This is a genomic window from Roseibaca sp. Y0-43 (assembly GCF_020667835.1).
Lineage (GTDB): Bacteria > Pseudomonadota > Alphaproteobacteria > Rhodobacterales > Rhodobacteraceae > Roseinatronobacter.
This window is the reverse complement of sequence record NZ_JAFMPR010000008.1, coordinates 40,570-53,394: the sequence shown is the minus strand read 5'-3', so window position 1 is coordinate 53,394 and position 12,825 is coordinate 40,570. Positions and strand designations below refer to the sequence as shown.

Below are 12,825 nucleotides of genomic sequence, written 5' to 3'. Positions count from 1 at the left end.
GGCGAGGGCGGCAAACGGCTGACCCGCGCCTTCGTGCTGCATCCTGAACTGAAAAACGCCCCCGGCGCGCGAGAGCCGCAGGACGCCTTGGCCGAAGCCATGGCGCTGGCCTATGCGCTGCCGGGTCTGGACGTGGTCGGCGGCCAAGTCGTGCGCCTGCCGCGGGCGCATCCGGGCCAATTGTTCGGCAAGGGCAAGCTGGAAGAGTTGCGGCAGGCGCTGGAAGCGGACGAGATTGATCTGGTCTTGATCGACGGCCCGGTCAGCCCCGTGCAGCAGCGTAATCTTGAAAAGGCTTGGAACGTCAAGCTGTTGGACCGCACTGGGCTGATCCTCGAAATCTTCGCGGATCGCGCCGCCACGCGCGAAGGCGTGCTGCAAGTGGAACTGGCGGCGCTCAGCTACCAGCGCACCCGGCTGGTGCGCGCCTGGACCCATCTTGAACGTCAGCGCGGCGGGCTTGGCTTCGTGGGTGGCCCCGGCGAGACGCAGATCGAAGCCGACCGCCGCGCCATCGACGAGCAGATGACCCGCCTGCGCCGCCAGTTGGACAAGGTCGCCAAAACCCGCGAATTGCACCGCGCTGCGCGGCGCAAGGTGCCCTATCCGGTGGTGGCGCTGGTGGGCTATACGAATGCGGGCAAATCCACCCTGTTCAACCGGCTGACAGGGGCGAATGTCATGGCCAAGGACATGCTCTTTGCCACGCTCGACCCGACCATGCGCGCGGTGCGGCTGCCCACCGGCAAGGACGTGATCCTGTCGGACACGGTGGGCTTCATCTCTGACCTGCCCACGCTTCTGGTCGCGGCCTTTCGCGCCACGCTGGAAGAGGTGCTGGAGGCCGATCTGATCCTGCATGTCCGCGACATCGCCCACCCGGCGACAGAGATTCAGGCCGCCGATGTGGCGGGCGTTCTGGCCAGCCTTGGGGTGGCTGAGGACGTGCCGCAGATCGAGCTGTGGAACAAGGCCGACATGCTCGACCCCGACGCGCGTGCGCAGATCGACCGGCAGGCGGCGCGCACCGAAGGGGTTTTCGTGGGCTCTGCGCTGACGGGCGACGGGCTAAGCGCGCTGTTCGACGCGATCACCGAAATCCTCGACGATGCACGCCATCACGACAGGGTGCAGCTGGCCCATGCCGAGGGGCGCTTGCGCGCGTGGCTGTTCGCCCAAGGCGTGGTCGAGGCAGAGGTGCAGGGCGAGGACAGCACAGAGCTTCATGTGCATTGGTCCGACCGCCAGAAAGCCCAGTTCCGCCGCTTGCGCGACGACGCCTGACGCCTTTGCTAGGCGTGGCTTTTTTGTCGCGGCCCCCATGGTTAACAAAGTTTTGCCGCAAACTGGCCCTTTCGCGACCATGGTTAACCCGCATAGAAATCGGGTAGTTAGGGAACAGGTCTGGCCATGAACAGCACCGTCGTGGATATGAAACCCAAGCAAAGCCCCGCCCCGGTGGCCGATGTTCTGGATGCCAATTCGCCCATGCCGGGCCATTACGACACGATTTTCTACCTTATTCGCCAGACCATCGGCGCACGCCATGTTACCATCCAGCTGGATGGTGATCCGCGCCCGCCCGCCGACGAGCATATGGCCTGCCTCGAATCGCCCTTGGTCAGCCAAGGGCGGCGCTTCGGGATGCTGCGGGCCTATGCGGAAGAATTCGAATCGGGTGCCTCGCATCTGCTGGCCGGGTTCGCCGTGCTGGTAGCCGAGCAGCACGCACTCTGGGCAGAGGCGCATCTGGACGTGCTGACCAAGGCACTGACGCGCCGGGCCTTCATGTCCGATCTGGGCCGCGCCGCCGCGACGTTTCAGCGCAGCGGGCGTCCGTGCAGCCTTATCATGTTCGACCTCGACCATTTCAAAAAGATCAACGACACCCACGGCCATGCCGCGGGCGATGCCGTGCTGCGCGCGGTGGCCCATGTCGTGCAATCCGAATTGCGCCGCTGCGACATCCTTGGTCGCTTGGGCGGCGAGGAATTCGGCGTGCTGGTCATGGCCGACCACTTGACCGCGTTGGATATTGCCGAGCGTCTGCGCTCGGTGATCGAAGCCACGATCATCCGCGACTATCGCCATGTGGCCTTTACCGCCAGCCTTGGCGTGGCCACGATGGACGCCACGACCGACACGCGCGATGCGCTGATCGCGCTGGCCGATGCGCGGCTTTACGCCGCCAAGGAAGGCGGTCGCAACCGCGTGCAGGGCGATGATAACCTGCCCGGCCTGGACGAAATGCAGGCGGCAGAATAATCGCGACCCCGTGAACGGGCCGGTGTTTTTATGCCAAAGCCCAAATTGGGGCTTTGATTACCGCGCGTAAATCCATAAATGGTGAGGTTGTGAACCGGTCCGCACGCGGCGCGTGCCCGGCATAGGGAGAATGACATGCTCAACAATATCGGCCCCGCGGGCTTTATCATCATCGCGATCGTCGTGCTTGTGCTGTTCGGGCGCGGCAAGGTCAGCGCGCTGATGGGCGAAGTCGGCAAAGGCATCACCTCGTTCAAGAAGGGCCTGAAAGACGGCACCGAAGAGATCGAGAAGCAGGAAGATGACGCCGCCAAATCCGCGCGCGACATCACCCCCGAGTCCGACAAGGACAACAGCAAGGACCGCGCCTGATCGTTGTCCTCATGGCGCGTCGTGCCGTGACATTCATGAACGGGCAGGGGTATCTGCATGTTTGATCTGGGCTGGAGCGAGCTTCTGGTCATCGGGGTTGTGGCGCTGATCGTCGTCGGCCCCAAGGACTTGCCGAAGATGTTCCGCACGCTTGGCCAAGTGACGGCCAAGGCACGTTCCATGGCGCGGGAATTCTCGCGCGCGATGGAAGACGCGGCCGACCAGTCCGGGGTCAAGGACGTGGCGCGCGACCTGCGCGGCATGACCAACCCGCAGGGCATGGGGCTGGACGAGTTGAAGGATCTCAAGAATTGGGATCCGATGAAGGAAAAGCCCAAGACCGACGCCAAGAAACCCGCCGCCGCCAGCGCCAGCACGCCGGGCGATGACGAGGACGAAATCGACCGCATCGCCGCCGAGATGGACGATATGCGCAGCGCCGCCGCCAAGCGCGCGGCCCCCAAGCCATCGGATAGCGACGCGGCCAAACCCGCGAAACCGGCAGAGAAACCCGCAGACCCGGCCCCCGAGCAGCAGGTCGCGAAAGGCCCGGCGGACAGCCCCAAGGGTAGCAGCACGGACAGCACCACATGAGCAACGCGCAAGACGACAAGATCGACGACACAAGCGCGCCGCTGATCGAACATCTCGCAGAGCTGCGCAACCGGCTGATAAAATCGGCGCTGGCCTTCGTGGTCGGCATGGTGTTGTGCTTTTCCGTCGCGACGCCCATTTTCAACTTCCTGACCGCGCCCTTGTGCAGCGTGCTGGCCGAACGCGGGCAGGATTGCGACCTGATCTTCATCAGCCCGCAAGAAGGCTTCTTCGTCGCGATCAAGGTGTCGTTCCTCGGCGGCTTCATGCTGGCTTTCCCGGTCATCGCGACGCAGCTTTGGCGCTTCGTGGCCCCCGGTCTTTACCGCTCGGAACAAGGCGCGTTTCTGCCCTTCCTGATCTCCTCGCCGATCATGTTCCTGCTGGGCGCGTCCTTCGCATTTTATGTCGTGACACCCTTGGCCTATGATTTCTTCCTTGGCTTCCAACAATTTGGCACTGGCGGCGAAGCCGTGGTCGAGGAGGGTGCTGCCGCGCCCTTGTCGGTGGTGTTCCAAGGCTCTGCGCAGGAATACCTGAACCTGACCATCCGCTTCATCGTGGCCTTCGGCATGTGTTTCCAGCTTCCGGTGCTGCTGACGCTGATGGGCAAGGCTGGGCTTGTGTCGGAAGCGGGCCTGAAAGCCGGGCGCAAATGGGCCGTGGTGGGCATTCTGACGCTGGCCGCCCTTGTTACGCCGCCCGATGTCATCACGCAGATCATCCTCTTCGCGGTGGTCTACGGTCTTTACGAGGTGTCCATCTGGCTGGTCGCCCGTGTCGAGCGCGCCCGCAACGAGCGCCTGCGCCGCGAAGGCCTGCTGGACGATGAAGACGAGGACGATACCGGCGAAGAGGCCGACAAGGCATGAACGACGACGCCCTGACGCGGATTGCCGAGGCGCTGGAGCGCCTCTCGCCGCCGCCGGGTGCCGCGCCCGCGCTGGACGGGGCCGATGCCTTCGTCTGGCACACCAGCCCCGACAGGCTGCAACCGGTGGCGAAAGTGTCCCGCGTCGATCTGGACCTGCTCGTGGGCATTGGCCGCGCGCGCGACACGCTGCTGGCCAATACCCTGCAATTCGCCCGTGGCTTGCCCGCGAATAACGCGTTGCTATGGGGCGCGCGGGGGATGGGGAAATCCTCGCTGGTCAAGGCGGTGCATGGCGCTGTGCTGGCGCAGCAGCCGGATTGCGGGCTGAAACTGGTCGAGATCCAGCGCGAAGACCTTCCCAGCATCGGCCGCTTGCTGGACATGCTGCGCGCCGCGCCCGATGCCCGTTTCATCCTGTTTTGCGACGATCTGTCCTTCAGCCATGACGACCAGCATTACAAATCGCTGAAAGCGGTGCTGGATGGCGGGGTCGAGGGGCGGCCCGACAACGTGGTTCTCTATGCCACCTCGAACCGCCGTCACCTGATGCCGCGCGATATGATCGAGAATGAACGCTCGTCCGCCATTTCGCCCTCGGAAGCGGTCGAGGAGAAAGTGTCGCTGTCGGATCGTTTCGGGCTGTGGCTGGGCTTTCATGCTTGCGACCAGGATGATTACCTGGCCATGATCGAAGGCTATTGCGCGGCCTATGGGCTGCAAATCGACCCCGCCCGCCTGCGGGCGGAAGCGATCGAATGGCAGGCCACGCGCGGCAGCCGGTCGGGGCGCGTGGCGTGGCAGTTCTTTACCGATCTGGCTGGCCGCGAGGGCGTGAAGATCACGCGTTAGCGCCCCTTGGCTGTGGTGGATAGGGGGCTTTGCCCCCGCCGCGGCTGCGCCGCGCCTCCCCCAGGATATTTTTGCAAGGATGAAGGGTCTATTGCGCGACCTCTGCCAAGAGCTGCGCATTGCCCCCCGAGGCGGTTGTGTCGATGCATAGATGACGCTCGAGCGTGACATGGGCGCGGTCAGGCCGGTCGGTGATGAGCGGCAGGATCGGGCCTGTGCGGCGGGCAAGCGCCTGGGCGATCTGGCGCGCGGTGGTTGCGTCGCCCCAGTAGAGGACGCCCGCGAAGCCCTGCGCGCTGTCGAGGTCTTGCGGGATGCCGTCCAGCACAAGGGCACGGCCACCAAGGGATTCGACAGCGCGCTTTTGGTCTGCCGCCAGATCGGCCCCCGGCCCAAGGCAGAGAAGCGGCGCGCGGGTGAGGTCGCTCAGGCGGTTCGATTCGCCGGTGGGGCCGGGCAGGGTGTGTTCTGCGAGGATGGCTTCCGGCTGCGGCTGGAGCGCCTTGGCCAATGCGCCAAGGGGCAGGGGCGCTGACTGAAGATGCGCGTGGGCGGCTTTGTCCTTGGTGAAGCGGGTCAGGTATTTCGGACCGCCCGCCTTTGGCCCGGTGCCCGAAAGCCCTTCGCCGCCGAAGGGTTGGCTGCCGACGATGGCCCCGATCTGGTTGCGGTTGACATAGAGATTGCCCGCGCGCACGCGGTCGACCACATGTTGCACGCGGGTGTCGATGCGGGTGTGCAGCCCGAAGGTCAGCCCGTAGCCCGTGGCGTTCACATCGTCGATGACGCGGTCCAGATCGGCGGCCTTGAAGCGGGCGATGTGCAGGACCGGGCCGAAGACTTCGCGCTTCAGATCGGCAATGCCGCGCACGCGCAGGGCCACGGGGGCGATGAAATGGCCACTGGACGGGGCGCTGAGCTCGTGCAGGACGAGGGCCTCGGCGCGGGCCCCTGCCACATAATCCGCGATCTGGGTCTGGGCGTCTGTGTCGATGACGGGGCCGATATCGGTGCTCAGATGCCAAGGGTCGCCCAGCCGCAGCTCGTCCATCGCGCCGAAGAGCATGGTCTCGAATTCAGACGCGATGTCGTCTTGGACATAAAGGCAGCGCAGCGCCGAACAGCGTTGCCCCGCCGATTGAAAGGCCGAGGCGATCACATCGCGCACGGCTTGTTCGGGAAGGGCGGTGCTGTCGACGATCATGGCGTTCAGCCCGCCGGTTTCGGCAATCAGCGGCGCGCCGGGGGCCATGTGTTCGGCCATGGCGGCCTGAATGCGCATCGCGGTTTCGGTCGAGCCGGTGAAGGCCACGCCGTTCACGCGCGCGTCCGAGGTAAGTGCTGCCCCGACCGTTGCCCCGTCGCCGAGGAGTAGTTGCAGCGCCTTGGACGGCACGCCTGCTTGATGCAAAAGCCCGGTCGCAAAATGCGCGATAAGGGGCGTTTGTTCGGCGGGTTTGGCGAGCACACCGTTTCCGGCGGCCAGCGCGCCCGCGATCTGGCCGGTGAAGATGGCCAGCGGAAAGTTCCACGGGCTGATGCAGGTGAAGATGCCGCGCGCGGGGGTGGACAGCGTTTCGGCTTGGCCCGCGTAGAAGCGCAGGAAATCCACCGCCTCGCGCAATTCGCCCACGGCATCGGCCTGCGTTTTGCCGGCTTCGCGCGCGAGCAGGGCAAAGATCGGGCCGAAATGATCCTCGTAAAGGTCTGCGGCGCGGCGCAGCGCATCGGCGCGGGTTTTGGCATCGGCAGACCATGGGCGGGCGGTGGCCAGCGCGGTTTCGACATCGGCGGCAGAGGCCGGGGTCACGCGGCCCAAGCTTTCCGACGGGTTGGCCGGGTTCACCGCGCTATAGCTGTCGGCCCCGGTCACAGCGCCCGCGATCAGGGGGGCGGCGCTGAATTCCGCCGTGGCCCAAGGCGCGCGGGCCGCCGCGATTGCGTCCAGATCGGCGGCATCCGTCAGATCCCAGCCACGCGCATTGCGCCGCGCGGGCCCGAACAGGTCGGGGCCCTTGGCGATCTTGGGGTTGCGGCCCATCTGGCCTTGCAGCGCGGCAAAGGGGCAGGCAGCCACGGTTTCGGGGGGCACATTTTCGTCCACGATCTGGTTCACGAAGGACGAATTCGCGCCGTTCTCCAGCAAACGGCGCACCAAATAGGCCAGCAGGTCTTTATGCGCGCCGACGGGGGCATAGATGCGGCAGCGGGTGCCTTCGCGCTTCAGAACGATGTCGTGCAAGGCCTCTCCCATGCCGTGCAGGCGCTGGAATTCGTAATCGGCGGGGTCCACGGCCATCTCGGCTGCCATATGCAGCACGGCGGCGACGGTATGGGCGTTATGGGTGGCGAATTGCGGGTAAAGCTGGGCGCGCAGGCGCAAAAGCTGGCGGGCACAGGCGATATAGTTCACATCGCTCGCGGGTTTCTGGGTCAGAACGGGGAACCCGTCCAGCCCCATGACCTGCGCGCGTTTGATTTCGGTGTCCCAATAGGCGCCCTTGACCAGCCGCACCATCAGCTTGCGCCCGAGGCTTTCGGCCTTGGCGGCCAGCCAGTCGATGGTGTCGGCGGCGCGGGGGCCATAGGCTTGCACCACCACGCCGAACCCGTCCCAGCCGTCGAGCGCCGGGTCGTCCAGCACCCGGTCGATGACTTGCAAGGACAGCGCCAGCCGGTCGCTTTCTTCGGCGTCGATGTTGAAGCCAAGGCCCAAGGCCGCCGCCAGCCGCGCCAAGTCGCGCACACGCGGCACCAGTTCGGACAGAACGCGGTCTTCTTGCGCCACCTCGTAACGCGGATGCAGCGCGCTGAGCTTGACCGAAATCCCCGGATTGGTGCGGATGTCGTTGCCGGTGGCGCGCGCACCGATGGCGCGGATCGCGCGCCCGTAGGCGGCATGGTAGCGCTTGGCATCGGCCATGGTGCGGGCGGCTTCGCCGAGCATGTCATAGGAATAGCTGTAGCCACGCGCCTCCATCTTGGCGGCGCGGGTCATGGCGCTGTCGATGCTTTCGCCCAGTACGAACTGGCGGCCCATTTCCTTCATGGCGCGGGCCACGGCGGTGCGGATCACCGGTTCTCCCAGCCGTTTCACGGCGCCGCGCAGGGTGGCGGCGGCGGATTTGCCGCGCTCATCCAGCACACGGCCCGTCAGCATCAGCGCCCAGGTCGAGGCGTTCACAAGGCTGGAAGAGGACCGGCCCAGATGCCGCCCCCAGTCCGAGGGCGCGATCTTGTCTTCGATCAGGTCGTCGATCGTGGCGGCATCTGGCACGCGCAGAAGCGCTTCGGCCAGACACATCAGCGCGATGCCTTCGCTGGTGGACAGGCCGTATTCGGCCAGGAACACCTCCATCAGGCCGGGCGCATCGGCGCGGCGGATCTCGCGCACCAGCCCGGCCGCGGTTGCGCTGATCTGCGCGCGGGCGTCCGGGTCAAGCCCGGCGGCGGCGATGGCCTGCGCGATATGCGCGCCCTCGTCGCGGCGGATATGCTGTGTTAGGGTGTCAGGCAGGGGCATGGGCATCGCGCACTCCGGCAGGCAAGAATTTTGCGTCTGGGATTTCCATTTTTCCCGAGTATTGCAAGAAACCCATTTCATTTCTTGCTTATTTATGGTGTTTTGCAGTTCTGGCGGCCGAATATCAGGGAAATCGCAGAACAATGACCCGTATCAAACTGGACAGCTTCGACCATGCGATTCTGCGCAACTTGGCAGTGGATGGGCGCATTAGCGTGACGGAATTGGCCGGGCGCATCGGGCTTACGAAATCGCCCACGCAGGCGCGGCTGCGGCGGCTGGAAGAGCAGGGTGTGATCCTTGGCTACCGCGCGCTGATCGACCCGCTTCAGATTGATGCCGCGCATATCGCCTTTGTCGAGGTGAAGCTGTCCGATACCCGCGAAACCGCGCTCAGCGCCTTCGAGGACGCGGTGCGCCAAGTGCCCGAGATCGAGGAATGCCACCTGATCGCGGGCGCGTTCGATTACCTGCTGAAAGTGCGCTCACGCGATATTGCCGCCTATCGCCGGGTGCTGGCAGAGCATATTTCGGGGCTGCCTTGCATCACCTCGACCTCTACCCATGTGGTGATGGAAGCAGTCAAGGAAACCGGGGCACAATCGCCGATCTAGCGCCCGCCCGCAGCGCGCCGGGCCGGGCGCGGGGCTTCTGCCGCGTCTTCGGCATTTAGTTCTTCGACCGTGTCGCGCAATTCGCTCAGCAGGTTCAACAGGCTTTCCAGCCGCTCGGCCCCAAAGGCCTTGGCCAGACGCTGGTAATCCGGCTCGGATTCCTCGACCACCTCTTCGAACAGGGCGCGGCCCGCCTCGGTCAGGGTAACGCGGTGGCGTCGGGCATCGGTGCACTCTACCTGGCTAATCAGGCCGCGCTGGGTCAGGCTGCGGAAGATGCGCGTCAGCGAGGGCGGCAGGATCACGCAGCGCTCCGACAGGGTGCGCGCATCCAGCCCTTCTTCTTCGGCCAGCGCGCGCAGCACACGCCATTGCGGCATGGTCAGGTCGTGACGGTCGATATAGGGTTTGAAATAGCGGGTCGTGGCCTCGCGGGCGCGCAGCAGCGAAATCGGCAGCGATTTCTCGTATTTGCGCAATTCCTTGGCTTTTGGGGTGGGCATCATTCCGCCTTATGGTGATTTTGCCGAAGGTAGCAGAGCGGGCGCTTGTTTCAAAAGAAAATTATCTCGCAGGCGCATAATCGCCCCGCCGCGTGGCGCGCTTGCCCCTTGCGCGCATCGCCCCGATTGGGCACACCCGTGTCAGAGCAATTCCAAGAGCCACCCGAAAGGCCCGTCCCATGTCCGATCTATCCGCCGAGTCCTACAACGTGACCGCCGAAGAGCTGCGCCAGTTCGTCGAGCGCTACGAGCATCTGGAAGCCGAGAAAGCCGATATTGCCGATCAGCAGAAAGAGGTCATGGCAGAGGCCAAGGGGCGCGGCTACGACACCAAGGTGCTGCGCAAGATCATCGCGCTGCGCAAACGCAAGCCCGACGAGATCGCCGAGGAAGAAGCGGTGCTCGAGGTTTACAAGGCGGCGCTGGGGATGATGTGACCCGCGTCAGGGTTGCAGCAGCGTGACGCCGTCCATCGCGGCCAGCGTTTCGACATCGTCGTCGTAAAGCTCTGACAGCAGGTCGACCATGTCTTCGCCCCAACCAAGGACCGATACGTCCACGTCGATCTTCGCCTCGTCGCAGAACTTGTCCAGAAAGGCCGCGATCACGCGCTGGCGCTGGCCACGGTCCATGGGGGGCGCGTTGTCCATATAGGCGGCAAGCTTGGCCGCGCCGCCATCGATCATGACGGTTTCGAACCAGTCATAGACATGGCTCAGCGTGGTCGTGTCCTGATGGCCAGAGACGACGCGCAGCACGTCTTCCCAGATGAAAGGCGTATCCTCGTCGCACCAGACGGTGACGGGCGCTTCGGGGAACTGGGTGCGGATGGTGCGCACAAGGTCGGACCAGCGCAGGTTCGTCGGTTCCAGATCGCCCTTGATGACGGCGGCCTGTTCGTCATTGACCGAGTCGATTAGCGCCGGCAGGAAAGAGGCCGGGTTGCGAATGGCCATGTAAAAGCTGACGGGATGATCGCCGAACAGCGCCCGCAGCCCGGCGATCCGGGGTTCGGCCATGGGGCTGAACTGCGCGCGCCGCACGGCGCTGGGCAGAGGCGACAGGAAGCGCGTGGTCGACAGAACCAGCCGTTCCGCCTTGTCATTCGTGACGATCGAATCCAGCAGGATCGCGCCCGCACCGGGGGACAGCCCCTCGCTGCCATGGGTTTTGATCGCGTCCAGAATGGGGCTGCGGAACCGGCCCGTATCGGGCACGTCGATCCCTTCGCGGGCAAGGATTGCGCGGTTCTTTTCCAGACAGCTGCGCAGCCGCCCGTCATCGGTCAGATGTGCCCCAAGATGAATCGCAATGTCCATAGCGCGAAATCCTTTTTGCTCTCTGCCCTTATCACCGCGAATTGTGACATGTTTGGGCTACAATTCGGGCCATTCCTCGGCTTTGTCGCCTTGATAACCAAAAAGCCCCCGAACGACAGTGCGTTCGGGGGCAATTTCGTGCCGAAATCGGCGGATTTGGTTAGCCTGCGGGCTCTTCCTGTGCGCCGAAGGTCGCAAGATAGGCGGCCACGTCTGCCGCGTCCGATTCCGAACGCACCTGGAACGCCATCTGGCTGCGGGCGCGGTTGTTGCCGGTCACTTCCTGAAGGTAGCTGCGCGGGTCTTGCACATAGGTCGTGATCGCTTCTTCCGACCAGACCAGCCCGGCCTCTGCGCCGGCGGCCACAAGGTCGGCACCGTAGCGGAAGCCTTCGACCACGCCGGCCTGACGACCGATCACCCCATAGAGGTTCGGGCCCGTGCGCATGTTCGGACGGCCCGCCAGCACTTCGCCCGAGTCGTCGACGACATTGTGGCAGTTCTGGCACTGGCGCTGGAACACGGTCGCCCCATTCTCGGCATCTTGCGCGAGGGCGGGCAGGCCGGTCATCGTCAGCGCGAAAGCGCCGATTGCGGCTTTGGTAGAAATCTTCATCGGTGTTTACTCCCTTAGGTCTGTCCCACGCATATAGATGACCCGCCCATTGAACTAGTCAAGGAACGTTTACGCGACTGCGTGGGCAATCGCGCATTGCTTCCACAGCGAGGCCAGCGCCTCGACAAGGTGGTCGATATCCGCATCCGAATGCAGCGGGCCGGGGGTGATGCGCAGCCGCTCGGTGCCCTTGGGCACGGTCGGGTAGTTGATGGGCTGCACATAGACCCCCCAGTCGCGCATCAGGATATCGGACAGCATCTTGCACTTGACCGGGTCGCCGATCATGACCGGAATGATATGGCTGTCGCTGGCCATGTGCGGAATGCCGCGCGCATCCAGTTTCGCGCGCAGCTTCGCCACGCGGTCGCGCTGGGCCATGCGTTCGATGTCCGACTGCTTCAAGTGCCGGATGGACGCGGTTGCGGCCGCCGCCACGGCAGGCGGCAGGGCGGTGGTAAAGATAAAGCCAGAGGCAAAGGACCGCACGAAATCGCACATGGCCGCGGTGCCGGTGATATAGCCACCCACCACGCCGAACGCCTTGCCCAAAGTGCCCTCGATCAGGTCAATGCGGTGCGCAAGACCACGTTCTTCGGAAATGCCGCCGCCGCGCGGGCCATACATGCCGACCGCGTGGACCTCGTCCAGATAGGTCAGCGCGCCATGGGCTTCGGCCACTTCGACGATCTCGCGCATGGGGCAAATATCGCCATCCATGGAATAAACGCTTTCAAACGCCACGATCTTGGGGCGGTCGCCCACGGCTTTCAGCTTGCGGTCCAGATCGCGCCAGTCATTGTGCTTCCAGATCACCTTGTCGGCGCGCGAATGGCGGATGCCTTCGATCATGCTGGCATGGTTGCCTTCGTCCGACAGGATCACGGCATTGGGGATCTTGGACCCCAGCGTGCTGAGCGCCGCCCAGTTCGAGACATAGCCGGATGTGAACAGCGTCGCCGCTTCCTTGCCGTGCAAATCGGCCAGTTCCTCTTCCAGGATGCGGTGGTAATTGTTGTTGCCGGAAATATTGCGCGTGCCGCCCGCGCCGGTGCCGCAAGAGAGAACGGTTTGCACCATCGCATCGACCACATCGGGGTGATGGCCCATGCCAAGGTAGTCGTTCGAGCACCAGACGGTGACTTCGTTCACGTCATCGCCGTCGAAATGCCGGACCTTGGGGAAACTGCCGCATTGGCGCTCGACCTCGGCAAAGATGCGGTAATTGCCTTCGTCTTTCAGATTGCGCAGGCTGGCTTTGAAATGGGCGTCGAAGTCCATCTGGGTATCCCCTCG

The 12,825-nt window shown here is 64.4% G+C and carries 13 protein-coding genes; 8 read left to right on the top strand and 5 right to left on the bottom strand.

Annotation, left to right across the window (positions count from 1 at the left end; all coding sequences use genetic code 11):
• The first annotated feature begins 33 nt into the window (after nt 1–33).
• The 6 genes from hflX (at nt 34) to J1C52_RS11110 (ending at nt 4,954) form a co-directional block, all read left to right on the top strand.
• On the top strand, nt 34–1,284 hold the full coding sequence (gene hflX, locus J1C52_RS11135) for a GTPase HflX (RefSeq protein ID WP_227428019.1): 1,251 nt from the start codon (nt 34–36) through the stop codon (nt 1,282–1,284).
• A 126-nt stretch (nt 1,285–1,410) separates the two neighbouring features.
• Nucleotides 1,411–2,265 (top strand): GGDEF domain-containing protein, encoded by an 855-nt coding sequence (locus tag J1C52_RS11130; RefSeq protein ID WP_227428018.1) that lies wholly within the window; start codon nt 1,411–1,413, stop codon nt 2,263–2,265.
• Between the two features lie 135 nt (nt 2,266–2,400).
• A complete protein-coding gene (locus J1C52_RS11125) occupies nt 2,401–2,637 on the top strand; it encodes a twin-arginine translocase TatA/TatE family subunit (RefSeq protein WP_227428017.1) in 237 nt (78 codons plus the stop codon).
• Nucleotides 2,638–2,694: 57 nt separating this feature from the next.
• Nucleotides 2,695–3,231, top strand: coding sequence for a Sec-independent protein translocase protein TatB (gene tatB, locus J1C52_RS11120; protein ID WP_227428016.1), 537 nt, complete (start codon nt 2,695–2,697; stop codon nt 3,229–3,231).
• Nucleotides 3,228–4,103 (top strand): twin-arginine translocase subunit TatC, encoded by an 876-nt coding sequence (tatC, locus tag J1C52_RS11115; RefSeq protein ID WP_227428015.1) that lies wholly within the window; start codon nt 3,228–3,230, stop codon nt 4,101–4,103. The genes tatB and tatC overlap by 4 nt, the downstream gene beginning before the upstream one ends.
• Nucleotides 4,100–4,954, top strand: a complete 855-nt coding sequence (locus J1C52_RS11110) for an ATP-binding protein (RefSeq protein ID WP_227428014.1) — start codon at nt 4,100–4,102, stop codon at nt 4,952–4,954. The genes tatC and J1C52_RS11110 overlap by 4 nt, the downstream gene beginning before the upstream one ends.
• An 88-nt stretch (nt 4,955–5,042) precedes the next feature.
• Here J1C52_RS11110 and putA read toward each other — a convergent pair whose 3' ends face one another.
• Entirely contained in the window at nt 5,043–8,483 is a 3,441-nt protein-coding gene (putA, locus tag J1C52_RS11105) for a bifunctional proline dehydrogenase/L-glutamate gamma-semialdehyde dehydrogenase PutA (protein WP_420493655.1), read from the bottom strand.
• A 137-nt stretch (nt 8,484–8,620) separates the two neighbouring features.
• Between putA and J1C52_RS11100 the strand changes: the two genes are divergently transcribed.
• On the top strand, nt 8,621–9,091 hold the full coding sequence (locus J1C52_RS11100) for an Lrp/AsnC ligand binding domain-containing protein (protein ID WP_227428013.1): 471 nt from the start codon (nt 8,621–8,623) through the stop codon (nt 9,089–9,091).
• Here the strand turns inward: J1C52_RS11100 and hpaR are convergent.
• Nucleotides 9,088–9,594: a homoprotocatechuate degradation operon regulator HpaR gene (gene hpaR, locus J1C52_RS11095; protein ID WP_227428012.1), complete on the bottom strand. Its 507-nt coding sequence runs from the start codon at nt 9,592–9,594 to the stop codon at nt 9,088–9,090. The two genes, J1C52_RS11100 and hpaR, sit on opposite strands and share 4 nt — an antisense overlap.
• 179 nt (nt 9,595–9,773) lie before the next feature.
• Between hpaR and J1C52_RS11090 the strand changes: the two genes are divergently transcribed.
• Nucleotides 9,774–10,031 (top strand): DUF2312 domain-containing protein, encoded by a 258-nt coding sequence (locus J1C52_RS11090; protein WP_227428011.1) that lies wholly within the window; start codon nt 9,774–9,776, stop codon nt 10,029–10,031.
• 6 nt (nt 10,032–10,037) lie between these two features.
• Here J1C52_RS11090 and J1C52_RS11085 read toward each other — a convergent pair whose 3' ends face one another.
• The 3 genes from J1C52_RS11085 to hemA all read right to left on the bottom strand — a co-directional run bounded on the left by J1C52_RS11085 (nt 10,038) and on the right by hemA (nt 12,810).
• Nucleotides 10,038–10,913, bottom strand: coding sequence for a hypothetical protein (locus J1C52_RS11085; protein WP_227428010.1), 876 nt, complete (start codon nt 10,911–10,913; stop codon nt 10,038–10,040).
• A gap of 160 nt (nt 10,914–11,073) precedes the next feature.
• Nucleotides 11,074–11,529: a c-type cytochrome gene (locus J1C52_RS11080; protein ID WP_227428009.1), complete on the bottom strand. Its 456-nt coding sequence runs from the start codon at nt 11,527–11,529 to the stop codon at nt 11,074–11,076.
• Nucleotides 11,530–11,598: 69 nt separating this feature from the next.
• Entirely contained in the window at nt 11,599–12,810 is a 1,212-nt protein-coding gene (gene hemA, locus J1C52_RS11075; RefSeq protein WP_227428008.1) for a 5-aminolevulinate synthase, read from the bottom strand.
• Nucleotides 12,811–12,825: the final 15 nt, after the last annotated feature.